Below are 26,534 nucleotides of genomic sequence, written 5' to 3'. Positions count from 1 at the left end.
CCGGGTGACACGGCTTGACCTTCCAACGGAAAGTCCGTTCTAATCCATATCGACCTCGGGGGAGGAGAACATGGGACCACGCGCTTGCCATTTGATGCGATCGAATAATCGCGCCAGGCAGCGATTTCAAAGTAGCTAATCGTTCGACGATGGCCAACCGTCTCACATTCAGCACGGCCGCCAACTATTCGCGACATCACGCGAAATACGTCACCGCGAGGGCCTTGAATGAATTCTTCACATGCACAAGTCGATCTTCCGTTGTCGTTCGCGCAGCGGGCAGTCTGGCATTCCACATCTTCGGAGTCCGTGCGCAGCAGGCTCGGAGAGGCCTGCCGGCTGGACATTCACGGCCACCTGAACCGGACGTCGCTCGTGCTCGCACTGCGACGCACTCTCGAAGAGACATCCGCCCTACGGGTACGCCTGGTCGCCACCGGCACCGGGCCGGCGCAGCAGATCGACCCCCTCAACCTTTGGGACCTGCCGGAAATCGATTTCAGCAGCGAGAACGCGCCGGACGAACACGTAGAAGCGTGGATCCGGGGGCGGCTCGGACGCTCCTACGACCTAGCCCAAGGCCCCCTCTTCGACTTCGCCCTCCTCCGCCTGGCGACCGAGCGGTGGACCCTCTACCTCGGCTATCACCAGCTGGCGCTCGACCCCGAGGGGGTCACGCTGTTCGCCGACCGCTGTGCCGACATCTACGCCGCACTGACCAGCGGCTCCGAGGCGGGACCGACCCCGTTCGGTTCCTTTCCGGACTTCCTGGCCGACGACGCGAATCAGGCCAGATCGACGGAATTCACCCAAGCACAGAACTATTTTTCCCGGCGCAGAACCGACCAGCCGGTTCCAGCTCGCCTGTTGCCACCCGACAACCTCGACCATTCCACCGCGCCCCGCACCCCATCGCGCACGTCCGGCGACGACTGGCACCACATCCCGCCATCGGCGGACTCGCTCTCTTCGACCGGAGCAGAAATTCCGGTTTCGGCTCTCGCGGTCTACGCAGCCCGAATGCAAAACCTCGACGAAGTGGTGGTCGGCCTGGCGGTGGACGGCCGAAGCACGCCGTTGTCACGAACTGTGCCGATGCGGGCGGCAAACATCCTTCCAGTCCGGCTGTCCATTTCGCCCGACGCCACCTGGACCGACCTTCGCACCGTTGCCGTCGACGACCTCGACGAACTCCAGACACATCGGAGTTATCGAGGAGAACACATTCCGCGTGACCCGGGTACCGGGCTGTTCCCCGGACCGGTCGTCGCGGTTCTTCCTCGGCTGTCTCGCGGCTTTACCGGCACGCGCACCTCGCTGCGTCACATCGGAACCGAGCTGACCACCGACCTCTCGCTGCGATGCCGGCCCGCTGATGACGGCGGGCTATCGTTCGCGGTCGAGGCAGGCTTCGAGCACGACGCGGCGATCGTGGCGGACCACCAGAGCAGGCTCGGCCGCCTGCTCACCGAGGCGGTCGCACACCCCGGCGACCTGGTCGGCGATGCCGCCCTGACCACCGAGCGGGACGAAGAGCGCATCATCCGAACCTGGAACGACACGGCGATGCCGTTCCCGGACCTGACCGTTCCGGAGCTGTTCGAAAAGCGAGTCGCCGAAGCACCGGACGCCGTGGCCGTCGACGCAGACACCGATACGATGTCGTACGCACAGTTGAGCCTCCGCAGCGCTCAGCTCGCCCGAAGCCTTTCCGGCGCCGGGGTGCAGCCCGGAGACGCGGTCGGTGTGCTGATGAAGCGTTCCGCCGAGCTGGTGGTGACGCTGCTCGCCGTCGCCAGGTCCGGCGCCGCCTGCGTGCCCCTGGATCTTCGTTACCCGGTGGAACGGATGCGCGCGATCCTCGACCACGTCGGCGCCGCGCTGGTGGTCGTCGACGAGACGACCGTGGCCCACGAGGTGACCTCCGGACGGCAGGTGCTCCGCGCCGGCGCCTCCGGGCACACCGGCTCCGGATCCCTTCCGGACGGAACCTCTGACCCCGGCGCACCACTGCACATCATCCACACCTCCGGCTCGACGGGGGTGCCGAAGGGGGTCCGGATCACGCACCGGAACGTCGTCAAGCTCGCCCTCGATCGAGTCTGGCGGGGCGGTACCGGCCACCGCATGCTGTTCCATTCGCCGCACGCGTGGGACGCGTGCACCTTGGAGGTGCTGGTCCCCTTGCTCGTCGGCGGACGAGTGGTGGTGCTTTCGGAAGACGTCAACGCGGTGGCGCTGAGGAGGCTCATCGGCGCGGGACGCGTCACGGTTCTCTGGCTTACCGCCGGGCTCTTCGGCGCGCTGGCTGAGGGCGATCCGTCGTGCCTGGCCGGTGCACGTGAGGTTTGGACCGGTGGCGACACGGTATCGCCGCGTGCGGTCGCGCGCGTCATGGCCGCGTGTCCCGATCTCGAGGTGTTCAACGGCTACGGCCCGGTCGAGACCACGGTTTTCGCCACACGCCACGCCATCGGGCCGAAACCGGCCGCGGGTTCCGTGCCGATCGGCACGCCGATGGACAACACGCGGGTCTACGTCCTCGACGAGCGGCTCCGCTTGGTCCCGCCGGGCGCGAGCGGGCAGCTGTACGTGGCTGGTCTCGGCGTTGCCGACGGCTACGCCGGGCAGCCCGGCCTGACCGAAGAACGCTTTCTCCCCGATCCGTTCGGCGCCACGGGCGACCGGATGTACGCCACCGGCGATCTGGCGAAGTGGGACGAGGACGGCAATCTCTCTTTCCTCGGCCGAGCCGACGGCCAGGTGAAGATCAACGGTTTCCGGATCGAGCCGGCCGAGATCGAAGCGGCACTGGAGGCGCACGCCGGCGTCGCCCGGTCCGCGGTGATCGTGCGGAAGTCCGACGACGGCGGCGGACACATCGTGGCCTGCGTCGTGGCGGAACCCACCGCAGTGCTCGACGAAGCGCCGCTCCACGAACACCTTGCCGGGCAGCTGCCGAAGTACATGCTCCCGGCCGAGATCGCGATCTTGGACACCGTCCCGCTGACCGCCCACGGGAAAGTGGACCGTCCGCTCCTGGCGGACATCGTCCTGGACCTCGAGGCCGCGCGGCGCACGGTCCGACAGCTACCGCCACAGCCGGGAACGCCGCAGTACCACGCCCTCTCGGCGGCCGTCAGGGTCACCGGGCCGGTGGACATCAGCTCGCTCCGAACCGCATTGGGCGACGTGGTCGCACGGCACCAGAGCCTGCGCATCCCGCCTGGCCACAACGGCACCCGGCTCGACGTCGTGCACACGACCGAGGCTCACCTGCCCAAGGCGCTGGCGGACGTGTCCCGCCGGAACTTCGAGCCGGAGTCCGAGCTGCCGCTGCGCGCCCACCTGCTCGAGCTGTCGGAAACCGAACACGTTCTCGTGCTGGTGCTCCGCCCAGGCGCCGGCGACCGGACGTCACTGAAGATCGTCGGCGCCGACCTGCGGACCGCCTACTCGGCGAGGCTGACCGGCCGCAGCCCTGACTGGGATCGGCCACTCGTCCGGTACTCGGACTTCCCCCGGTGGCGCACCCGGAATCTGGGCTCCGGCGACGACCCGGGAAGTGCGTTCAGCAGGCAGGTCGCCCATTGGCTCTCGGCCCTCGACGGCCTGCCGGCGGAACTTCCGCTGCCGGCCGATCATCCACGGCCGGCCACGCCGACCCACCGGGCCGGAGAGGCTCGTTTCGAGATCGGCCCCGGCCTGCACCGGGCCCTGCTGACGTTGGCGGACAGGACAGCCTCGACGCTCCCCGTGGTTCTGCAGGCCGCGGTCGCCACCCTGCTGACGCGGGTCGGCGCGGGCGCCGACATACCCCTCGGGACCGCGGTCCCCAGCCGGCCGGACAGCGCGTTCGACGAGGTCGTGGGGTGGTTCACGAACCACGTCGTCCTGCGCATCGACACGTCCGGGGATCCGCTCTTCACCGAACTCCTCGAGCGGGTGCGAACCACGCGGATCGCCGCGGCGGAAAACGCCGACGTTCCGTTACGGTTCCTGGCCGAGCGGCTCGGCAGGCGCGACCCCCTGTTCCAGGTACTGCTCGACGTCGCGGAGACCACCGACCCAGTGACTGATCTGGACGGTGCGCGGGCCGAGGCGCTGAGCGTCACCGCGGGCCACACGCCCTTCGATCTCACCTTCGCCTTCCGCGGCAAGCAATGCGACGGCGAAGCACCCGGCGGGATCAGCGGTGTGGTGGAGTTCAGCCGGGACCTGTTCACCTACGACACAGCGCGAGCCCTCGCACAGGGATCGGTTCGGCTTCTCCGAGCGGTGACCGCACAGCCGGGCTGCCACCTCAGCGAGATCGTCCTCGAGCCGGACAGCCACACCGAGCAGCCGTACGCTTCGCGGGCCGAGATCGAGCAAGGTCTGGCCGACCTCTGGACCGATCTGCTCGACGTCCCGGTGGATTCCGCCGACGCGTCGTTCTGGGAACTGGGCGGGCATTCCCTGCTCGGCGTCACACTGATCGCCCGGATCCGCGAACGGTTCGGAGTGCGCCTGCCGCTGCGCGACCTGTTCCGCCAGCCACACCTCGGCCGCCTGGCCGAATTCATCGGCGCGGCCAAGACCGAGGACGCCGCCATCGCGGTGCGCGGTGACAAGCGGCCGGAGCCTGCGGTCTCCAGTTTCCAGCAACGCATCTGGCTCGCCGAGAAGCTCCTGCCGGAAGACGGTCTCTACAACGTGCCTATGGCCTGGCGGGTGTCCGGCCGACTCGCGCCCGAACGCCTGGCGTCGGCGCTGGCCAAGGTCGTCGAACGCCACGAGGCCCTGCGGACGACCTTCGCCGAACGCGGCGGTGCGCTCCGGCAGGTCGTCGGCCGGCCGTGGAAACCGGAGATCGGTTCGCACTTCTGCGATTCCGAAGACGGCCTCGCCGACCGGCTCCGCGCCGAAGCCGACCAGCCCTTCGACCTCGCCGCCGGCCCTCTGATGAGGGTCTCGCTCGTCGAGACCCCGGACGGGCAGGTACTGGCGATCACCGTGCACCACATCGTTTTCGACGTCACCTCCGTCCAGGTGCTGCTCGACGAGCTGGATCGGCATTACCGCGACGAGCGCGGTGAGGATCCGCTCCCCCGGCAGTACCGCGACCTTCTCGCGGCCCACCCGGCGGTCGACCCCGCAGGCCTCCGGCGCCGGGTCGACCAGTTGCGTGGCGCCCCCGGCCAGCTGCGGATGGCGGTCCCGGCCCGGCCGGAGTCCCACGGGGTCATCCCCCTAGACCTGCCAGGCGACCTTCTGCGACGGATGCTGCCGGTGCAGTCCGCCATGGGGATGTCGTGGTTCATGGTGGCCGCCGCGGCACTGGCGGCCACCATGCACCGATGGACCGGGACCTGCGACGTGACCTTCGGGTTCCCCGCCGACACGCGGTCCGGTGATGAGTTCGCCGAAGTGATCGGCCCGTGCCTCAACACCGTCGTGGTGCGGTCCACCTGTGACGCCACGACCACCGTCGCCGAGCTGCTGGCCGCGGTCCGTGACGAGGTACTCGCGGCCATCGACGATCGGGACGTTCCCTTCGACGCGATCGTCGACGCGTTGAACCCGCTGCGCAGAAACGGATCTACGCCCTACCTGGACGTGGTACTCGCGCCGCGGACGGAGCCGGCGGAGCCACCGGTCGTCGGCGGCTCCAGCCTGATCCCGCTGGACCTCGTTCGCGGCACCACGGGCTCGGTCGGGAAGTTCACCGTCTCCCTGTCCCTCGTCGTCGCCGGGGACCGGATGTCCGGTGCGCTGCTGTACCGGGGCGACCGGCTTTCCGCCGAGACGGCCTCGGAGCTGGCGCAGCTGTTCGCCTCGATGTTCGACGTCGTGCTCGATGACCGAAATGCCGTGGTGGTCGAAGCCGGTCACCACCACCCGGACGAGGGCGACCGAGTCCCCGCACTGGAGGCCGAAGAGCCAGCCCGCGTACCTGGGAGCACCGTGGAGCAGCGGGTCGCGGCGATCTGGTCGTCGCTGCTGGAACTCGACCGGTGCGATCCGCACGACAACTTCTTCGACGTGGGAGGCAACTCGCTCAAGCTGGTCGCCCTGCACGCCGAACTGTGCCGGGAGTTCTCGGCCGACCTGCCGATCCAGCGGCTGTTCGAGAGCTCCACGGTCCACACCATCGCGCTGGTGCTCGAAGGATCCTCCGGTGACACGACGCGCCCGGACTCCCTCGATGCAGGCCAGCGCGGGACAGCGCGGCGCGATCGACGGCAACGCCGAGCCGGAGGGCGGTGACGGTGCCGATGGAAGACGCGGTCGCGATCATCGGCATGGCCTGCCGGCTCCCCGGCGCGCCCGATGTCCCCGGTTTCTGGACCGCACTGCGGTCGGGCGCCGAAGGCATCACCCACCACCGGCTCGATGACCTGCTGGCCCACGGCGTGGATCCGGACCTGGTCCGGGATCCGCACTTCGTCCCGGCCAGAGGGGTGCTCGCCGGGGCGTACGACTTCGACTGGACGTTCTTCGGGTACAGCCGTGCCGAAGCGGCCGGCATCGATCCGCAGCAGCGGGTCTTCCTCGAATGCGCGTCGGCGGCCATCGACGACGCGGGAATCGACCCCGCGCGCTTCCCGGGCTGGATCGGCGTCTACGCCGGGGCGGACTGGGTCAGCGGCCGGGCCGGCGAAGCCGAGTCGCTCAGCCAGGTGATCGGGCAGGACAAAGACTTCCTGACCACCAGGGTCGCCTACAAGCTCGGCTTCCGCGGACCCGCGATCACCGTGCAGACCGCGTGTTCGACCGGCCTGACCGCGGTCCACATGGCGACGCAGAGCCTGCTCGGGTACGAGTGCGACGCGGCTTTGGCCGGCGGGGTCGCCGTGGGCCCGCGGACCGAACGGGGCTACCTCTACCGCGAAGGCGGAATCCTTTCCCCCGACGGGCATTGCCGCCCCTTCGACGAACACGCGGCCGGGACCGTACCCAGCGAAGGTGTCGGCATCGTCGTCTTGAAGCGGGCTGAAGACGCGCTTCGTGACGGCGACCGGATCGCGGCGATCATCCTCGGCTCGGCCGTGAACAACGATGGCGGAGACAAGATCGGCTACACCGCTCCGGCGATTCCGGGGCAGCGCGACGTGATCCGCCTGGCGCAGAAGGTCGCGGGGGTCGACCCCGCGGACGTCGATCACGTCGAAACGCACGGCACGGCCACCCGGATGGGTGACCCCGTCGAGGTGCAGGCGCTGACCGACGTGTTCGGGCCGGCCTCGGACTCGACGGGCTGGTGCCGGCTCGGCGCGGTCAAGAGCAACATCGGCCACACCGGAGCCGCCTCCGGCGTCGCCGGCCTGATCAAGACGGTACTGATGCTGCAGCACGGCGAGCTCGTGCCGACGCTTCACTACAGCCGCCCGAACCCCATGCTGCAGCTGGAGTCGACGCCGTTCCGGGTCTGCACGGAACGGCAGCCGTGGCCGGATCGAGGCACGCCGCTCGCCGCCGTCAGCGCCTTCGGGGTGGGAGGCACCAACGCCCACGTCATCGTTCAAGGACCGCCCCGTCGTACCCGGCCGGCCTCGGCGACCACGGCGACCGTGCTCGCCGTGTCGTCCGCGTCGGCGGAGGGTCTCGTCCAGATGCGCCGGAACCTCGCGGACCACCTGCGGTCGCGAGCCGGGGTCGTGCTGCCCGAAGCTTCCCGGACGCTGGCCGGCCGCCGGCGGTTCAATCATCGGCAAGCGATCGTCGCGGCGAACGTGGACGAGGCCGCGACAGCCCTGCGAAGCGCAACGGCGGCCGCTTCGCCGGAGCCGGTCGGCCGGGTCGCGTTCCTCTTCCCGGGCCAGGGGACGTTGCGCGGCCCAGCGGGCGCCGCCGTCCACCGGCTGTTCACCGGCTTCGCGGAACCCTTCGACGAGGTTGCCGACGCGGTCCGGGAGCTGGGCGGTCCCGACCTGGCGCCGGTGGTGTCGGAGACCGGCGAATCCCCGGAGTGGTTCGCCGACACCGTGCACCAACAGCTGGGCCTGTTCGCCCTCGGCTACGCACTCGGCCGTCAGCTCGGTGCCTGGGGCATCGAACCGGCAGCCATGCTGGGCAACAGCATCGGCGAATACGCCGCGGCCGCGCTGGCCGGGTTATGGAGCCCGGCGGACGCCGTAGCGCTCGTCTACGAGCGAGCACGCGCGATGCGGGACACCGAACCCGGGCTGATGGCAGCGGTCGATGCCGGAGCCGGCGAGGTCCGTCGCCGGCTGGGTCCCGAGAGCGCGGTCACGATCGCGGTCGCCGGTCCCGGCAGGGTCGTGCTCTCCGGCGGTGAACCGGCCATGACCGGCCTCCTCGCCGGTCGTGCCTTGACCGGGCTGGAGGTCCGGTTGCTGGAAACCCGGCGGGCGTTCCACTCCCCCTCGATGGACTCCGCGGCGGCCATTGTGCGGAACGCGGCCCGGTCCGTCCCCCACGAGCGACCGGCATCCCGCATGGTGTCCGGGGTGTCCGGTACCTGGGTCGATCCTGATCACCTGGGCGAGGCGGACTACTGGGCCGACCAGGTGCGACGCCCCGTCTTGCTGGACGAAGCGATGAGCGCCCTGCTGACCGCGGAGTGCGATACCTACGTCGAGCTGGGCCCGGGCAGTTCGATGCTGGGCGGTTTTCGCAGGCACCGTGGCTGGACCGTCGGCCGGGCCGCCTTGCCGATGCTCGGCAGGTCCGCGGACGACGCCGAGAGGACGCTCCTGCGGGTCCTGGGTTTCCTGTGGGAACGCGGCATCGAGGCGCCGCTGGAGCATCTGCTCGAGGCATCGCGGCCGATCCGGTGCGCCCTGCCGCCGCATCCCTTCGCCGGCCGCGATCCGGATCCCGCCTCGCAGCCGGCGCGCACCACGACAGAGCCCCGGCCTTCCGCGGCAACCCAGGATCCGGTGCTCGAACAGCTGTGGTGCGCGGCGCTCGGCGTGCCGTCGGTGGCGGCTCAAGACGACTTCTTCGCCCTCGGCGGTGAATCGCTCATGGTGGTGAGCCTCATCCACCAGGTCCGCGAGCGCACCGGTGTCACCGTGCCGGTCACCGTCTTCACCGCGACGCCCACGTTCGGCCGGCTGGTCGAGCTGGCGTCGCGAGACGCCCCGGACCCTCCCGGGCTGGTCGAACTCCAGGCCGGTGGCCATGGCAGGCCATTGTTCTTCGTCGCGGACGCGATGGATACCGCCACGAGTTACCGGGAACTCGCGTCCCTGCTGGGCGACCGGCCCGGCTACGGGCTGGAGCCGGTGGCCCGGGCACACCGGATCGAGGACATCGCCCGCCAGCATGTCGAAACCGTCGTCCGAGCTCAGCCATCGGGGCCGTACACGCTCTGCGGCTGGTCGTTCGGTGCCGTTGTGGCGCACGAAGTCGCCTACCAGCTCACCCGGCGCGGCGACCGCGTCGACGCGCTCATCTGCCTCGACGGCTTCGTCTCGCCGAGAGGGCTGCTCCCGGATTTCCCGCTGCTCGTCGAGGGAATCCGCCTGCAGCTCCACGCGGCGCGGGGCACCGGAGCCGTCGGCGAACTCCTGGCCCGGGCGCCCGGGCTCCGCTGGGTGTTCACGGCCAACATCCGGGCCGCGCTGCGGTACCGGCCCCGGCCGGTTCCTTGCCCAGCGGTCCTGTTCGAGGCGGGAGCGCGACGGAGAACGGCGCGACGGCTGACGCGACTGTCCACTTTGTACGGTGGTGGGGTACAGCTCGGCATCGTGGGCGGCGGGCACTGGTCGATGTTGCAGGAGCCGCACGTCCAAGACCTCGCAGCGCGCCTTCGGGAAGCGTTGCCCGTACGAGAAGGAGTGCCGACCGGTGGCTGAGACCACGCTGATCTGCCTGCCGTTCAGCGGAGCGGGAGCCTCGTTCTTCCGCGGCTGGCAAGCCGGCGCGCCGGCGGGATGCACGATCCTGCCGGTGCAACTGCCGGGTCGCGAAGAGCGGTTCGTCGAACCGCTCCTCGCCGACGTCGGTCTTGCTGTCGACGACGTATGGCGCCGGCTGCACACCGACCTCCCGGGCGGGACACGTGTCGCCCTGTTCGGCCACAGCCTGGGCGCGGTGCTTGCCTACGAACTGGCCCACCGGCTCACCGGGGAACGGGAGGTCGCAGGCTTGTTCGTCAGCGGATCCCCCGATCCGTGGAACGGACGGACCGAATGCGCCACCGGACTGGCCGACGACGAGTTCGTGGCGCGGGTCGAGTCGTTCGCCGGTTACACCCACCCCGCGCTCGCCGACGCCGAGGTCCGCGAGCTGGTCCTGCCGCTGCTCCGGGCCGACGTCGAAATGCACGAGAACTACCGGCCCTCTCGCGCCGAGCCGCTCGGCGTTCCCGTCACCGTCTTCCGCGGCCGGGACGACGAACTCGTCACGCCGGAGGACAGCGCCGGGTGGCGCCGGGCCACCACCGCGCGGTTCGAGACGGCCGAGCTCGACGGCGGTCACATGTACCTGACGGAGCACCCGGGCGCACTGCTGGCGCTGATCGGCGCCCGCCTCGAGCCGGCGCGGACGCGATGACCGGGCAGCTGGCGGGGAGGACCGCGTTGATCACCGGCGCTGCTCGCGGTCTGGGCCGTGCCTGCGCCGTCGCGTTCGCACGCGAGGGCGCGGATCTGGCGCTGGTCGACGTGGCGAGGGACCTGCCCGAGGTGCCGTACCCGCTCGGGTCGGAGAGCCAGCTGGAGTTCACCGCTGAGCTCTGCCGGGACGCGGGGGCCTGTGTGCTCGTCGGGCACGCCGACGTCCGGGACTCGGCCGCGCTCGCATCCGTGGTGACCGATACCTGGGCCCGGTTCGGCGCGCTCGACGTCCTGGTCAACAACGCTGGTATCGCGGCTCCGTCGGGAAAGGCGGTCCACGAAATCGACGAGGACGAGTGGCGGGTGATGATCGACGTGGACCTGTCGGGCGCTTGGCGGGCGATCCGCGCCGTCGGCGAACACATGATCCGACGGCGATCCGGGAGCATCATCAACATCGCTTCCACCGCGGGCCAGGTGGGCTACCGGCATTTCGCGGGGTACGTGGCGGCAAAACACGGCCTGATCGGCCTCACCAAGGCCGCCGCGCTGGACTACGCGCCGCACCAGGTCCGGGTCAACGCCCTGTGCCCCGGCTCGGTCCGCGACGACCCCGAACACGAAAGCCGGATGCTGGCCGAGATCGCCCGGGCCCTGGACGTCGTGGTCGCCGAGCACGAAGCGACGTTCGTTCAGGCACAGCCCATGAACTCCCTGATCGAGCCGGCGGAGGTGGCCCGAGCCGCCGTGTGGCTCGCCGGCGCGGATTCGCGCCAGATGACCGGCGGCGTCCTGACCATCGACGGCGGCTTCACCGCCCGCTGATCTGGAGAGCGCAAACGTGCAGACTTCCCACGCCTACTGCCTGCGGCTGGCCGGCCCCGCCGACACGCAGAGCCTCGGCCGGCGATTCGACGAGGCCATCCTCCACTGGTGGGGCGCGAACCCGCAGCTCAAACCACGATTGTGGAGCGAACCGGTCCGCGGCGCGGCGGACGGAACCCTGGCCACAGCACGGCTCCGGCGCGAGCTGTACCGGCCGCTGGGCGAAGGCGTTCCGCCGCTGCGCGCGGTGGCGCTGCACTATGGCGACGGCGCCGCCGATCTTGTGCTGGTCGCGCGTCGATCGGCACTGGACTCCGGGTCGTTGCAGCTGATCGCCGAAGCGGTGACCGGAGCTGTCCCCATCGAGACGCTGAGCCCTTCCGCACCCGTCGAAGCCGTCACGCACACCGATCACGGCCACCTCGACTGGGCGGCCGGAGACGCCGGGGCCGAAGGTCGGGCGGGCGTCGTGGAGACATCCCTTCCCGGTGGTTCCGAGGCCCTCGTGCCGTACCTGGCGGCGGCGGTGAGCCTGGTCGTCAGCCGCTATCGGCACGGGCGGTCCCCTGCCATCAGCGTGCCGGCCATCACCCCGGCCGGCCCCGGCCGCCAGCTCAGCGCGTCGGCGACCGGCACGGTCGTCCAGCTCGACGTCACCCGGTCCGTCACGGAACTGCTCGCCGAGGTGGCTTCGAGCCAGGTGGCGGACGAACTTCCGGCGATCGGTATCCTCGCCGACGCCCTGGACGTGCGGCCCGGCCGGGCCGTGCCCGCGCAGTCGCCACCCTGGCCGCTGACCCTGGTACCCCGGTTGTCCGGCGAGCAGCTCGTACTCGAGGTCCACCACACGCTGAACGAGATCGACACGGCCACCGCACGCCGGTTCGCGGGCCACGTCGCCCACGTCTTCGGCCGGCTGCGAGACCGCGGGGCGGATCTGAGGAGTGACGACGTCGAGCTGCTGGACGCGGCCGAACTGAAGGAAACACTGGCGCTCGGCCGCCCCTCGACATCGGCGCCGCCGTGGCAGCCGCGCCGAATCGACGTCGCGTTCCGGGAGACGGCCACCATGCGGCCCGACGCGATCGCCCTCGCGTTCGAAGATCGGACGATGACCTACCGCGAACTCGACGAGAGCTCGGACCGGATGGCAGCCGGCCTGATCGCGTCCGGCGCGCGGCCGGGCGACCGGATCGGTGTCTGCCTGGACCGGTCGGCGGACTTGGTGGTGGCCCTGCTCGCCGTCCTGAAAGCCGACGCGGTCTACGTGCCGATGGATCCGGCGTACCCGGCCAACCGGCTCGGGTTCACCGCAGCGGACGCGGCACTCCGGCTCGTCGTCGGCGACCTGGAGACCTTCCCCGCTGCGGAGGGAACCCGGATCGTCCGGACCGGCGAACTCGCCGCGGCCGCCCGGACCGCGGTACCCGAGCCGCGGCGCGGGCCGGAGGAACCCGCCTACGTCATCTACACCTCCGGCTCGACCGGCCGCCCCAAGGGCGTCGAGGTGCCCCACCGCAACGTCCTCGCGCTGCTCGCCGCCACCCGCACGGACTTCGGGCTCGTCCCCGAGGACACGTGGACGTTGTTCCATTCCAGCGCTTTCGACTTCTCGGTCTGGGAGATCTGGGGCGCGCTCCTCACCGGCGCCCGGCTCGTCGTGGTGCCGTACTGGGTCACCAGGTCACCGGACGACTTCCACGCGCTGCTGGTCCGCGAACGCGTCACCGTCCTCAACCAGACACCCTCGGCCTTCGGCCAGCTCGCCGAGGCCGACCGGCAGCAGGATCGCAAACCGCCGTTGCGGCTGGTCGTCTTCGGTGGTGAGCAGCTGGACACCCGGACGCTGACCGGCTGGTTCGACCGCTACCCGGAGCATCGGTGCCGCCTGGTGAACATGTACGGGATCACCGAGACGACGGTCCACGTCACCGCGCAGACCGTCACCCGCCGCGAAGCGCTCGCCGGTACCCGCTCGGTCGGCAGGCCGATCCCCGGCTGGCACGTCCACGTGCTCGACGAGCGAGGGCGTCCCGTGGCGGCCGGGGTCCCCGGCGAGATCCACGTGGGCGGCGAGGGCGTGGCTCTCGGGTACGCCGGCCGGCCGGGACTCACGGCCGAGCGCTTCGCCGCCGACCCGTTCTGCGGTGGCCGGATGTACCGCAGCGGTGACGCCGGCCGCTTCCTCCCGGACGGGCGGATCGAACACCTCGGCCGGCTCGACAACCAGGTGAAACTGCGCGGATTCCGCATCGAACTCGACGAGATCCGTGCCGTGCTCCTGCAGGATCCGGCGGTCACCGCGGCGGCGGTGGTCCTGGGCGGACCGGACGGCGACGTCGCGCGAACCCGGCTTGACGCCTATGTGGTGCGCACAGGCGACCCGGGCGCCGGCTGGACGGCGGCGCTTCGCGGGCACACCGGGAGACTGCTGCCGGACCACATGATCCCCGCGACCTTCACCGCGGTCCCGGAGCTGCCCCTCACCGTCAACGGCAAGCTCGACACCGCCAGGCTGCCACCGCCGGCCCTCGACCGGGCCGGTCCGCCTTTCCCGCACCGGCCGGTCGCAGGGGAGCCGGACGACCCGGCCGCCATCCTGACCGAAGTCTGGCAGACCGTGCTCGGTGTCCCGGTCGGCTTCGATGACAACTTCTTCCGGCTCGGCGGCAACTCCCTGGCTGCGGTGCGAGTGCGCACCGCGATGCGGGCCCGCGGGCTGCCGGAGCTGGCCCTGCGCCAGCTCTACCTCACGCCGACCGTGCGATCGCTGGCCGCCGTGCTGGCGACGCCGGTCCCCGGGATCCCGACGTCCGAACCCCCGGATCTTCCGGAACGCAGTGAGGAGCATGATGTCCGCTAACCCCGTGGATTCCACCGCACCGCTCGAAGACACCAGTCCGCCGGAGAGCGTGCCGTTGCTGCGCAACGGGAATTTCCAGGCTTTGTGGATCAGCCGGACCTTCGCCGCCATCGGCAAGGAGGCGGCCGACGTCGCCTACCCGCTGCTCATCCTCGCCACCACCGGGTCGGCGATGTACGCCGGCGCGGTCGGCTCCGTCCAGGTGCTCACGGTCGGGCTCGTGTCCATCCCGGCGGGCAGCCTCGCGGACCGGTTCGACCGGCGGAAACTGCTGCTGGCCTGCGACGTCGTCCGGGCCGTTCTGCTCGCCCTGTTCGGCGTATTGATCCTTTTAGGACAGTCGAACATCTTCTTCGTCTTCACGACCGCGATCATCTCTTCGGCATGCCTCGGCATCTCGAACCCGCCGGCACTGGCGGCGATCAAACAGCTCGTGCCACCATCCCAGCTGACCCGGGCGACCGCGCAGAACCAGATCCGGCCGCTGGGCGCGACCGTCGTCGGCTCCCCCATCGGCACCTCGCTGTTCGGTCTCGGTCAGGCGATCCCGTTCCTCGGTACCGCGCTGACTTTCGTGATCTCCGCCCCGCTGCTGCTGTTCATCAAGCGTCCGATGCAACCGCCTGCCACAGCGTCCGGGTCGCGGGGCGGGATGGTCGCAGGCATCCGGCTCATCCGGCGTGAACCGATCATCTTGGTCTGGACCATTTGGATCCTGGGTGCGAACATGGCTTTCGGGCACACCGGGGCGTTCCTCGCGGTGATCGCCACCGGGAAGAGCCATGGCGCGTCGGATCCGCTGATCGGCGCGGCGTTGTCGATCGCGGGCTGCGGCGGGCTCGTGGGCGCGCTGTTCGCCACCTGGGCCATCAAGCGCCTGCGCCCGTCGACGATCCTCCTGTTCGCCGCCTGGGTGGGCCCCGTCGTCGCGATCCTGCTGATCACCCTTCCCGGCACACTCACCCAGGGCATCCTGCTCGCCGTCGTGTTCGTGCGCGGCCCGGTCGCCAATGCGCTGTTCTTCGCCTATGTCGCCGTGCTGGTCCCCGACGAGCTGCAGGGACGGGTGCTCGGTGCCGTCATGTTCGCGGCCTACATCGGGCCGACGATCGGCATCTTCGCCGTCGGCTCGCTCTTCGATCTCGGCGGCCCGACTTGGGTGTTCGTCGCGATGGGCGTCATCTCGGCGCTGGCGGCCCTGCCCACGTTGACCCGTCGCATCCGCAAGCTGCCCGCCCCGGAACAACTGGCCGCGTGACCGATCTCGAAGGAGCTGCGATGTCCGAGCCGTTGCCGACCGAATTCATCCTGAAGCCCGGGCCGGACCCCCACCCGGCCAACGCCGAGCTGCGCTCCCGTTGCCCGGTGCACAAGGTCGACTACCCGGCAGGAGCCGAGGCCTACCTGGTCATGGACTACGAGCACGTCAACAGCGCGTTCAGTGATCCCCGGCTGTCGAAACGGGTCGACAACGCGCCCGGCTGGTACCGCGAGCGCGCACTGGCCAACAGCCCGGTCATGACCCGGAATCTCCTGGTCAGCGATCCGCCCGAGCACACGCGGCTGCGGAAGCTGGTGAGCCGGGCCTTCCTCCCGCGTCGGATCGAAGCGCTGCGGCCCCGGATCCAGGAGATCACCGACGACCTCATCGACTCGTTGCCCGAATCCGGCGAAGTCGACCTGATGGACGCCTTCGCGATCCCGCTACCCCTGACGGTGATCTGCGAATCCCTCGGAGTCCCGTTCGCGGACCGGCCATTGTTCGAGGCGTGGGGCCGGGTGCTGTCCCAGTCACCCAACCAGCTGGGCGACGCAGACCGCCGGCGCAAGGAGGTCAACGACGAGGTCGACGAGTACTTCGGCCGGACGCTGCGGGAGCGACGGGCCGCGCTGGGTGACGACCTGATGAGCGACCTGATCAGGACCGCCGACGCGGACGGGAGGTACACCCCGGAGGAGCTCATCACGACGACGACGTTCCTGATCATCGCCGGCCACAAGACCACGGCCAACCTGATCGGCAACGGAACAGTGCTCCTCCTGACCCACAAGGAACAGTTCGACCTGCTCCGGTCGGACCCGGGGCTGGTGGAAACCGCGGTCGAGGAATTCCTGCGGTACGAGGGTTCGGTGGACCGGGCCTCCCTTCGCGTCACTACGGAAGACGTCCGGCTCGGTGGAGTCGACATCCCGAAACAGAGCTTCGTCCACCTGTCGGTCTGTTCCGCGGACCGCGACCCGGCCGTGTTCGAGGACCCCGACCGGTTCGACATCACCCGCACGCCCAACCACCACATGGCGTTCGGGTTCGGCGCCCACTTCTGCCCGGGTGCTCCGCTCGCCCGGCTCGAAGGGCAAGTCGCCTTCCCGACCCTGCTCCGCCGGCTGCGCGGGCTGGAGCTCACCGTCGCGCCCGAAGAGCTGGCCTGGCTGGAGGACAGTTCCACCAGCCGGGGCGTCGAGACGCTTCCGGTGCGGTTCGAGAAGAAGCTGCCGCGATGACGCGCTACCAGGTCGTGGTCAACCACGAGGAGCAGTACTCGATCTGGCCGGAGCACGAGCCACCGCCCGCCGGCTGGCGCGGTGATGGCACGACCGGCACCAAAGCCGAGTGCCTCGAGCACATCGGCACCGTTTGGACCGACATGCGGCCGCACAGCCTGCGATCCGGACCGACGGCCGACCGGTCCGTCCCGTTCCTGGGAGCCCCGTGATGAGCACCGAGGCCACCGACACGCTCGACGTGGCGGCGCTGATCTTCCGGCAGGCCGCGACGACACCGGACGCCACCGCCGTGGTGTCGGAAGGAACCCGGACGAGCTACCGGGAGTTCGCCGATCGCGCGAGCCGGCTCGCGCACCACCTCCTCGCGATCGGCGCAGGTCCCGGCTCGACTGTGGCCGTGCTCCTCGACCGCTCCGTCGACCAGCTGGTCGCGGCCCTGGCCGTGCTGACTGCGGGGAGCGCCTACCTGCCGCTGGATCCGTCGTATCCGGCACAGCGCCTGTCGATCATGCTCGACGACGCACGCACGCCGCTGCTGGTCACTCGCTCCGATCTGGCCGGCTCGATCCCCGGGCTCCCCCAGACCTCGGTCTTGCTCGACCGCGACTCCCATCTCTTCGCTTCGCAGCCCACGACACCTCCCGGAACGACAGCGGCCCCCGGCGATCTCGCCTACGTGGTCTTCACCTCTGGGTCGACCGGCCGCCCCAAGGGCGCCATGAACACCCGCCAGGGACTGCTCAACCGGCTGCTCTGGAAACAACGGACCTACCGCCTGACCGCCGAGGACGCCGTCCTGCAGAAGACCCCGGTAGGGTTCGACGTCTCGATCTGGGAGACCTTCTGGCCGCTGCTCGCCGGAGCACGCACCGTCGTCGCCCGGCCCGGTGGCCAAGCCGACGCCGGCTACCTGGCCGGGTTGATCGCGGCCGAACACGTCACGCTGGCGCACTTCGTGCCGTCCGTGCTGCGGGTGTTCCTGGACACCGCCGACCTGACGACCTGCGGTTCGCTCCGCCAGGTGCTGGTCGGTGGCGAAACGCTGACAGCCGATCTGCACCGCCGGTTCTTCTCCAGCGGCCTGCGGGCGGGCCTGGACAACCTTTACGGGCCCGCCGAGGCAGTCATCGACGTCACCCACTGGCGCTGCCGTCCGGACTGGCCCGAGCAGGCCGTGCCCATCGGCCGCCCGATCGACAACACACGGATCCATCTGCTGGACGACCGACGCCGGCCGGTACACGAGGGCACCGATGGCGAGGTGTACATCGGCGGTGTCCAGGTCGGGCGCGGCTACCTCGGACGGCCGGGCCTGACAGCGGAGAGATTCGTGCCGGATCCCTTCTCATCCGTCCCCGGCGCCCGGCTGTACCGCACGGGCGACCGCGCCCGGTCCCGGCCGGACGGCACGTACGAATTCCTCGGCAGGCTAGACGACCAGGTGAAGCTGCGCGGCGTGCGCATCGAGCCGGGCGAGGTCGAGGCGGCGCTGACCGCGCAACCGGACGTCCAGGCGTCGGCCGTTAAAGTCCACGGCGTCGGCGAAGACGCCAAACTCATCGCCTACTACGTCGGCGACGCGAACCCGGCGAAGCTGCGCGCGCGGCTGGCGGAAACCCTGCCCGCGCACACAGTTCCGGCGATGTGCGTCCCGATCTCGGAGCTACCGTTGTCGGTGCACGGGAAGCTGGACCGCGGGGCCCTCCCCGAACCGGTGCTCGCGGTCTCCGGCGAGGCGGCCCGGGTCGGACTCGAAGCTGGCTTGGCCGCGATGTGGGGGCAGGTCCTCGGTCTCGACGCGATCGGCCGTGACGTCGACGTCGTCCAGCTCGGCGGGAACTCGTTGCACGCCGCCCGGGTCCTCGCCCGGATCCGGGCCCGCTACGGAACGGACCTGTCGCTGCGGGAGCTGTTCGCCGCTGGGACCGTCCGCGCACTCGCCCGCTTGGTCGACGGACGACGTGCACCCGGATCTGCTCCGGTCCGCGTCCGTGCGGACCCCGAAACGGACGCCACCCTGCTGTCACCGGGGCAGCGGCGGTTGTGGTTCTTGGACCACTTGAGCCCCGCCGCCGGAGTCGCCTACAACGTGCCGGTAACCACTCGGATCCGGGGCCGGCTGGACCTGGCCGCGCTGCAGGGAGCCGTAACTGATGTCGTGCTGCACCACGAACAGCTCCGGACGTCCTTCGTCCTCGACGGGACCAGGCTTCGCACACGGGTCGAAAACCGCGCGCCGACCGTGAGGGTCGTCGACCTCGGCGCCGCCCCGGACGCGGAGCAGGAAGCCCTGCGCCAGGCCGCCGGCCTGGCTCGCGAGCACTTCGACCTCGGGCACGCTCCGCTGGTGCGCTGCGCGATCTTCCGGCTGGGCCCCGAAGACCACCTCATGACGACCGTGCTCCACCACATGGTCGCCGATGGGTGGACAGTCGGCATCTTCGATCGTGAGCTGGCCGGCGCCTACCGGGCGCGGGTCGACAGCACGCGGACCGAACCGGCCGGGCACCCGCTCGGCTACCGCGATTTCGCGCAGTGGCACCGGGAGTTCACGGAATCGGTGGCCGGCGAGGCCGCGCTGGAACACTGGACCGGGCAGCTGGCCGGCGCCCCGGCGGTGCTGGACCTGCCGGCCGATCACGTCCGGCCCGCCGTGCGAAGCCACCGAGGCCGACGTCTCACCCGGACCGCCCCCGCAGGGCTTTCGGAAGCGATCCGAGAGCTGGCCGCCGAAACCCGGACCACGCACTACGCGGTCTGCCTCGCGGCCTTCGGCACCCTGCTGCGGGAAGTGACCGGCAAATCGGACCTCGTGGTCGCTTCCCCCTCGGCCGGACGGCCGGCTCCGGAACTGGAGGACGTGGCGGGGTTCTTCGCCAACACCGTCCTGCTCCGGCTCCGCCCGGACGGAGCCGGCACTTTCCGGGATCTGGTCAGGGCAGTACACCGCACGACACTGGACGCCCTTGAGCACCAGTACGTCCCCTTCGAGGACCTGGTAGGCCGGTTCGCTCCGGCCGGGGACCTTTCCCGGCCACCGCTGGCCCAGGTCGCGTTCGTCCACCAAGGACCGCGACGGCCTCATGCGGCCCTCGCGGGCCTGACCGTCGCCCCCGTGCCGCTGGACAACGGCACCGCGAAGTTCGACCTGACCATCGAAGTCGCCGAAGCCGGCGACGACGTCGAGGTGACCGTCGAGTACTGCACGGACCTGTTCGAGCCCGTCCGTGCCGGAGCTTTGCTCGACCGGTTCGTGACGGTGCTGACGGCGGCCGTCGGCGATCCTGCCCCGGCCGACCGGCAGGTTCTCCCCGCCGAGCCCGCACCGGACCCGCGCTGCCTGCACGAGGTCTTCGCGGACACCGCCGCGCGGTGGCCGGACCGGATCGCGGTCACCGACGGCACCCGGAGCCTGACCTACGCCGAGCTGGACCGCGCAGCCAACTACCTCGCCCACCGGCTGCGCGGCCTGGGAGCCGGACCGGAGCAGCTCGTCGGGCTGTGCGCGGAACGCCGGGCCGAGCTGGTCGTCGGTGTGCTCGCCGTCCTCAAGGCCAGCGCCGCGTACCTGCCCCTGGACCCCCGGCACCCGCCGGCTCGCCTCGACGGGACGCTGACCGACGCGGGATGCCGGCTCCTGCTGGGTGACGCCGAGCTCTGCGCGCCCCTGGTGCGCACCGGACGGGTACTGGTCCCGCTGGATGAGCCCCCGGCCGAGGAACCCAGCGACGCGCCGGCCTCGGACGCGCGTCCCGGCAACGCCGCCTACGTGATCTACACCTCGGGTTCGACCGGCAAGCCCAAAGGCGTGGTCGTGACCCACGCCAATGCCGTCCGGCTGTTCACCGCCACCGAAGCCTCGTTCGCGTTCGGGTCCGGCGACGTGTGGACGCTCTTCCACTCGATCGCTTTCGACTTCTCGGTGTGGGAGCTCTGGGGAGCGCTGCTGTCCGGCGCCCGGCTTGTCGTGGTCTCCCACCTGACCAGCCGGGACCCGGTCGCCTTCCTCGAACTGCTGCAGGCGGAGCGGGTCACCGTGCTCAACCAGACACCGACCGCCTTCCGGCAGCTCGCGAGCGCCGCGGCGGAAGCCGGCCATCCGCCGCTCGCCCTGCGTACCGTCGTCTTCGGTGGTGAAGCCCTCGAACCGGCGACGCTGCGCGGGTGGTTCGAGGGCTACGGCGCCACCCGGCCACGTCTGGTCAACATGTACGGGATCACCGAGACCACCGTGCACGTGACCGTGCGGCCGCTCGGCTTCGACGACCTCACGGGGTCCGGCAGCCCGATCGGCCGGCCGATCGGCGACCTCCGCGTCCACGTCCTCGACGACACCATGGCGGAGCGGCCATCCGGCGTCGAAGGCGAGATGTACGTCGGTGGCCGCGGGGTGTCACGCGGCTACCTGCACCGGGCCGCATTGTCCGCGGAGCGGTTCGTGCCGGACCCGTTCGGTCCACCAGGGGCCCGGCTGTACCGGACCGGGGACCTCGCGGTGCGGCATCCGGACGGCGAGCTGGAGTTCCGCGGCCGGGCGGACGACCAGGTCAAGCTGCACGGTTTCCGCATCGAGCTGGGAGAGATCGAGCGTCTGCTGCTGGACCAGCCGGGCGTCCGTGACGCGGCGTGCGTGCTTCGTGAAGACAGTCTTGGAGCGCCACGGCTCGTCGCGTACCTGGTGCCAGTCCCCGACGGCCCGGCGGACCCGGTCGACGTCCGAGCCGCCCTGCAGAAGTGGCTTCCTGGCCACATGGTCCCGGCGTCCTTCGAGGAGCTGCCGAGTCTTCCGCTCTCCGCCAACGGAAAGCTCGACCGGGCGCGGCTGCCCGTCCCGTCCGGCCAGGGCACTCCTCGCGCCGGATCACGGACCCGGCCGCGGACTCCGGCGGAGCATGCGCTCGCCGAGGTGTGGTCAGAGGTGCTCGGGATCGACGAGCCGGACGTGGGGGACAACTTCTTCGCGGCCGGGGGCGATTCGATCATCGCCATCCGCCTGGGCGTCATGGCCAGGGCCGCGGGGCTGCCGGTCACCATCGAACGGCTCTTCCTGCACCCGACCATCGCCGAGCTCGCCGCCGCCTGCGACCAGGTGCAGGAGGACCCGGTGCCGGCCGTTGAACACACGTTGACGACTTCGCTGCCGGATCTCGATCCGGCCGCAGTGCCGCCCGGCATCGTCGACGCCTATCCCACCGCTGCGATGCAGCTGGGCATCTTGTTCGAGTGCGAGCTCGCCGAAATGACCGGGCTGTACCACGACCTGAGCAGCGTCCACCTGGCCGGGCAGTTCGCCCCGGACGCGCTCGACCGGGCTCTGGCCGCGCTGTGCGCCCGGCACGAGATCCTCCGGACCTCTTTCGACATCGGGGCGTTCCGAGAGCCGATGCAGTTCGTACACCGCGAAGTCCGGGTGCCGGTCACGGTCGAACACCCCGCCGGTGTCCTCGACGAAGAGGGTTACCAGGCGGCGCTTGAGGCGTGGTGGCGCCGAGAGCTCGCCGACCCGTTCGACCTCGGCCGACCGCCGCTCATCCGCTGTCACGTGCTCCTCCGGGAGGACGAGTCCTTCCACCTCTCCGTCTCGGTGCACCACATCGTCATGGACGGCTGGAGTTTCGCGCAGCTGATGACCGACCTGCTACTGGACTACGACCGCGAAGCCGGCGGCTCGTCCGCGGTGCCGGCCGCGCCCGCGGCCCGTTACCGGGACTTCGTCGCCGCCGAGCAAGCCGCCGCCGGCAGCGCCGCCGCCCGCGACTTCTGGCAGGAGCAGATCGGCTCGGCGCCCACCTGCCCGCTCCCGGAGCCGTACGCCGCCGGGACCGGTGACGAGCCGGACTTCACCGCCGTGCTCCCCGCCGAGCTCGAGTCCGGTCTGCGCCGCGTGGCCACGGAACTCGGCCTCCCGCTCAAGAGCGTCTTCTTCGCCGCTCACATGTGGGCGTTGCGGGAGCTCAGCGGCGACCCCGGCGTCACCAGCGGAATGCAGGTCAACGGCCGGCCCGAACGGGAAGGCGCGGACCGGCTGCTGGGCCTGCTGCTGAACATCGTGCCGATCAAGCTTCCCCCGGCCGCGGGCACTTGGGCGGATCTGGTCCGAGCCGGCTTCGCGGCGGAACGGCGGATCCAGCCGTACCGCCGATGCCCGCTCGCCCGGATCCAGGTACTCGCGGGCCGCGATCGGACGCTGTTCGACGTGGTCTTCAACTACACGGACTTCCACGTCTTCGACGACCTCGGCCGGCTGGAAAAGGTGCAGCCGCTCGAATGGTGGTTCTCCGACCGGCACAGCTTCCCGCTCATGGTCGAGGTAACACGTTCACCGCGATCCGGCAGCCGCACCGTCAAGGTGACGGCGAGCGTCGGCAGCCCCGCCGCGGGACTGGGGCCCCGTCTCGGCGAACTCGTTCTCCACGCACTGCGTCAGATCGCCGCCGCGCCGCAGGCGACCGCCCCGGCAGCCGGAAGCAGTGTGGCGGAGCCTTCCGGCCTGAGCCGATCCGAGAGGTGATCCGCGATCGACACGACAACACTGAACTCCTGGTTCCCCCTAGCCAGCGGCACGCCGACCAGCGTCGTCCAGCTGTTTTGCCTGCCGCACGCGGGCGTCGGCGCGAGTACCTACCGGCCGTGGGCCGGCCGGTTTCCCCCCGAGGTGGCAGCCGTTCCCGTCCAGTTTCCCGGACGGGAGGCGCGGTTCGCGGAGCCCGCGGTGCCGTCCGCGGTCGAGCTCGTCGGCCTGCTTCTCGAACCACTGCTCGCCCGCGCCGACCGCCCCTTCGCCCTGTTCGGGCATAGCATGGGCGCGCTGCTGGCGTTCGAACTGGCCCATGCCGCCGCCCGGCGAACGCGACCCCCGGTACACCTGTTCGTCTCCGGGTTCGGCGCACCGCACCTGCCGCCGTCACCGGATCTCCCGCACGTGCACCTGCTGCCCGATCCCGAGCTGACGTCGCACCTCGGCGAACTCGCGGGCACACCGGCCGAGGTGCTCGATCGGCCGGATCTGATGAAGGTGCTCCTCCCCACCATGCGCGCGGACTTCGCGGTGTGCGAGACCTACCGCTGGTCCGGCCGGCCTCCCCTGCCCGTGCCGATCACGGCGCTCGGGGGCGTCGACGACACCACGGCTACCGCCGAACGGCTCGGGGCGTGGGCGGAACTGACCAGCCGGGCCTTCTCCGCACGGCGCTTCTCCGGCGGCCACTTCTACCTGCTGGAGCACACGGACGAGGTCATCCGCACCGTGGCCACCGACCTGATGACGTCCCTCGCGGAAAGGACCTTCCAGTGAACCGTCCTTCGACAGTCCCGGAGACCGGGATCCCTGGTTTCGGCGAAGCCTTCACCGACCACATGGTCACCCTCAGCTGGGCCGCCGACACCGGCTGGACCACTCCGAAAGTGCGTCCGTACGGCGACCTCACCGTGAACCCCGCCATGGTGGGACTCCACTACGGCCAAGTCGTCTTCGAAGGCCTCAAGGCACACCGGCAGACCGACGGATCGATCGCGCTCTTCCGACCGGGAATGCACGCGCACCGCTTCCAGCGCTCCGCCCGTCGCCTGGCGATGCCCGAACTGCCGGAAGACCTGTTCCGGCGCGCTGCCGAGGATCTCGTCCGCGAAGACGGCCACCACCTGCCCGACGATCCCGCGCTCAGCTTGTACCTGCGTCCGGTGCTGTTCGCGGCCGAACCCTGCCTCGCGCTGCGCCCGGCGCGGGAGTACCAGTTCGTGCTGCTCGCCTTCGTCACCGGCGGGTTCTTCGGAACCCGCCCGGAGCCGGTGCCGGTCATGGTCAGCCGGCGCTACAGCCGCGCCGCGCCCGGCGGAACCGGGCATGCCAAGAGCGCGGGCAACTACGCTGCTTCGTATCTCGCGCAGCTCGAGGCCGAAGCCGCCGGCTGCAAGCAGGTCGTCTGGCTCGACGCGGCCGAGCGACGCTGGGTCGAGGAACTGGGTGCGACGAACCTCTTCTTCGTCCGCGGATCGGGACCGGACGCCACGGTCGTCACGCCCACCTTGACCGGCACACTGCTGCCCGGCATCACCAGGGACTCCTTGCTGGTCCTCGCCACGGACCTCGGGTACGCACCAGCGGAAGAGCGGGTTTCCCTCGACCAGTGGCGAACCGAATGCCGCTCGGGCGTCATGACGGAATCGTTCGCCTGCGGCACAGCCGCCGTGGTGACGCCGGTCGGCCGGGTCCACGACGAGGAAGGTGATTGGACCGTCGGAAATGGTGAACCAGGCGACGTCACGGTCGCGCTTCGCGACGCCCTCGTGGCCATTCAGCGAGGTCAAGCACCCGACTTGCACCACTGGATGTCGACTGTCGGGTGAACGAAAGAACGAAAGAACGAAAAGGAGATGAACCATGTCGGATTCACGCACGAAGGACAGCGAGCCCATCGCCAGGGAAGACTCGGTGCGGCACTACTACCGACTGGTGGACCGCGGCGACGTGGAGGGCCTGATCGCACTGTTCGACACCGACGCCGTCTACCACCGGCCGGGGTACCAGCCGTTGCACGGACACGAGGAACTACGCCACTTCTACCTGGAAGACCGCGTGATCCGGGATGGACGCCACGATCTCGACACGGTGATCGCCTCGGACGACGAAGTCGCGGTGCACGGGTCGTTCCGCGGGATGCTCCACGACGGGAACGAGGTCGACGTGCGCTTCGCCGACTTCTTCACTTTCCAGTCCGACGGCAGTTTCTCCCGCCGGGACACATTCTTTTTCGCACCATTGGTGTGATACCGTGAATATATGCTGGTACGCACCATCGGGGACGAACGCCTGCGGTTGACCGTCAGCGGCCTCTGCCTGGGCACGATGAATTTCGGGACCCGTACCGACGAGGCGACTTCACTCGCCATCCTCGACCGGTTCCGTGACGCTGGCGGAACTTTTCTCGACACCGCGAACAACTACAACCAGTGGCTCGACAACGGGGACGGCGGGGAGAGCGAGGCCCTGATCGGGCGCTGGCTCTGCTCACGTAAGGCCGTGAACTCCACGGTGGTCGCCACGAAAGCAGGCGCGCGCACGACCGTATCCGGCGACGTCGGCCGGGAGCATTGGGAGGGGCTCACCTCCGCCGCGATCCGCAAGGCGGCGGAGGGTTCCCTGCATCGGCTGGGCACCGAGCGACTGGACCTCTACTACGCTCACATCGACGAACGCGGAGTGCCGCTCGAAGAGTCCGCCGGCTCGTTCGCCGAACTCGCCGCCGAGGGCGTCGCCGGACTCATCGGCGCCAGCAACATCACCGCGTGGCGGCTCGCCGAAGCACGCCAACTCGCCGTAGGACGCGGTTGGGCGCCGTACACCTGCGTGCAGCAGATGCATACCTACCTGTGGCCACGCCCCGGGCTCGAACAACTGTACGTCGTCGGCGACGAAATGGTGGACTACGTCGGCGCCCACGCCGATGTGACCTTGCTCGGCTACTCTCCCTTGTTCGCGGGCTACTACTCACGCCGGAACCAGCCGCCGTCACACGCGACGAATTTCATCTCGAACTGGCGCCGCCTCGAGGTGGCCGGCACCGCATGGGACCACGAATCAAGCTGGCGGCGTCTGGCCGTGCTCGACGAGGTGTCCGACGAACTGGGCGCAACTCCGAACCAGGTGATTCTCGCCTGGATCCTGGGTAGTGAACCCTCGATCATCCCCATCTTCAGCGTCAGCTCCGTGCCACAACTCGAAGAATGCCTTGGCGCGCTGGAAATTTCCCTGGCTCCAGAGCTTCGCCAACGCCTCGACTCCGCGTAAGCGTCATAGCGACACCCAAAGGCTGCGATCTGGAACTTCGCATTCC

Annotated in this window: 13 protein-coding genes; all 13 read left to right on the top strand. The window is 70.1% G+C overall.

The features are described 5' to 3' along the window. Positions 1 to 228: 228 nt before the first annotated feature. The 13 genes from ACIOD2_RS44180 to ACIOD2_RS44120 all read left to right on the top strand — a co-directional run bounded on the left by ACIOD2_RS44180 (position 229) and on the right by ACIOD2_RS44120 (position 26,488). Positions 229 to 6,249: an amino acid adenylation domain-containing protein gene (locus tag ACIOD2_RS44180; protein WP_400551558.1), complete on the top strand. Its 6,021-nt coding sequence runs from the start codon at positions 229 to 231 to the stop codon at positions 6,247 to 6,249. Further along, a complete protein-coding gene (locus ACIOD2_RS44175; RefSeq protein ID WP_400551557.1) occupies positions 6,246 to 9,806 on the top strand; it encodes a type I polyketide synthase in 3,561 nt (1,186 codons plus the stop codon). The genes ACIOD2_RS44180 and ACIOD2_RS44175 overlap by 4 nt, the downstream gene beginning before the upstream one ends. Next, entirely contained in the window at positions 9,799 to 10,506 is a 708-nt protein-coding gene (locus ACIOD2_RS44170; RefSeq protein WP_400551555.1) for a thioesterase II family protein, read from the top strand. The genes ACIOD2_RS44175 and ACIOD2_RS44170 overlap by 8 nt, the downstream gene beginning before the upstream one ends. Beyond that, entirely contained in the window at positions 10,503 to 11,333 is an 831-nt protein-coding gene (locus ACIOD2_RS44165; RefSeq protein WP_400551553.1) for an SDR family oxidoreductase, read from the top strand. The genes ACIOD2_RS44170 and ACIOD2_RS44165 overlap by 4 nt, the downstream gene beginning before the upstream one ends. Before the next feature lie 16 nt (positions 11,334 to 11,349). After that, positions 11,350 to 14,196, top strand: coding sequence for an amino acid adenylation domain-containing protein (locus ACIOD2_RS44160; protein WP_400551551.1), 2,847 nt, complete (start codon positions 11,350 to 11,352; stop codon positions 14,194 to 14,196). A 4-nt stretch (positions 14,197 to 14,200) separates the two neighbouring features. After that, entirely contained in the window at positions 14,201 to 15,454 is a 1,254-nt protein-coding gene (locus tag ACIOD2_RS44155; RefSeq protein WP_400551549.1) for an MFS transporter, read from the top strand. Positions 15,455 to 15,474: 20 nt separating this feature from the next. Then, positions 15,475 to 16,698: a cytochrome P450 gene (locus ACIOD2_RS44150; protein WP_400551547.1), complete on the top strand. Its 1,224-nt coding sequence runs from the start codon at positions 15,475 to 15,477 to the stop codon at positions 16,696 to 16,698. Further along, entirely contained in the window at positions 16,695 to 16,910 is a 216-nt protein-coding gene (locus tag ACIOD2_RS44145) for an MbtH family protein (RefSeq protein WP_400551545.1), read from the top strand. The genes ACIOD2_RS44150 and ACIOD2_RS44145 overlap by 4 nt, the downstream gene beginning before the upstream one ends. Continuing rightward, complete coding sequence (locus ACIOD2_RS44140) at positions 16,910 to 23,212, top strand: amino acid adenylation domain-containing protein (RefSeq protein WP_400551543.1); 6,303 nt, start codon at positions 16,910 to 16,912, stop codon at positions 23,210 to 23,212. The genes ACIOD2_RS44145 and ACIOD2_RS44140 overlap by 1 nt, the downstream gene beginning before the upstream one ends. A 6-nt stretch (positions 23,213 to 23,218) precedes the next feature. Next, the gene (locus ACIOD2_RS44135) at positions 23,219 to 23,995 is read left to right on the top strand and encodes a thioesterase II family protein (RefSeq protein ID WP_400551625.1); all 777 of its coding nucleotides are present in this window, start codon (positions 23,219 to 23,221) and stop codon (positions 23,993 to 23,995) included. After that, positions 23,992 to 25,047 (top strand): branched-chain amino acid aminotransferase, encoded by a 1,056-nt coding sequence (locus ACIOD2_RS44130; protein ID WP_400551541.1) that lies wholly within the window; start codon positions 23,992 to 23,994, stop codon positions 25,045 to 25,047. Before ACIOD2_RS44135 ends, ACIOD2_RS44130 begins: the two co-directional genes overlap by 4 nt. Positions 25,048 to 25,132: 85 nt before the next feature. Then, entirely contained in the window at positions 25,133 to 25,468 is a 336-nt protein-coding gene (locus ACIOD2_RS44125) for a nuclear transport factor 2 family protein (protein ID WP_400551539.1), read from the top strand. A gap of 12 nt (positions 25,469 to 25,480) precedes the next feature. Continuing rightward, complete coding sequence (locus ACIOD2_RS44120) at positions 25,481 to 26,488, top strand: aldo/keto reductase (RefSeq protein WP_400551538.1); 1,008 nt, start codon at positions 25,481 to 25,483, stop codon at positions 26,486 to 26,488. The last annotated feature ends 46 nt before the right edge of the window (positions 26,489 to 26,534 follow it).

Source organism: Amycolatopsis sp. NPDC088138, assembly GCF_044741685.1.
Lineage (GTDB): Bacteria > Actinomycetota > Actinomycetes > Mycobacteriales > Pseudonocardiaceae > Amycolatopsis.
Note: the sequence above shows the minus strand (reverse complement) of the source record. Positions and strands in the feature narration are given on the sequence as shown.

Coding starts and splice junctions, on each gene's coding strand:
- ACIOD2_RS44145 (WP_400551545.1), top strand. CDS start 16,695: ATGACGCGCTACCAGGTCGTGGTCAACCACGAGGAGCAGTACTCGATC.
- ACIOD2_RS44140 (WP_400551543.1), top strand. CDS start 16,910: ATGAGCACCGAGGCCACCGACACGCTCGACGTGGCGGCGCTGATCTTC.
- ACIOD2_RS44150 (WP_400551547.1), top strand. CDS start 15,475: ATGTCCGAGCCGTTGCCGACCGAATTCATCCTGAAGCCCGGGCCGGAC.
- ACIOD2_RS44180 (WP_400551558.1), top strand. CDS start 229: ATGAATTCTTCACATGCACAAGTCGATCTTCCGTTGTCGTTCGCGCAG.
- ACIOD2_RS44165 (WP_400551553.1), top strand. CDS start 10,503: ATGACCGGGCAGCTGGCGGGGAGGACCGCGTTGATCACCGGCGCTGCT.
- ACIOD2_RS44120 (WP_400551538.1), top strand. CDS start 25,481: ATGCTGGTACGCACCATCGGGGACGAACGCCTGCGGTTGACCGTCAGC.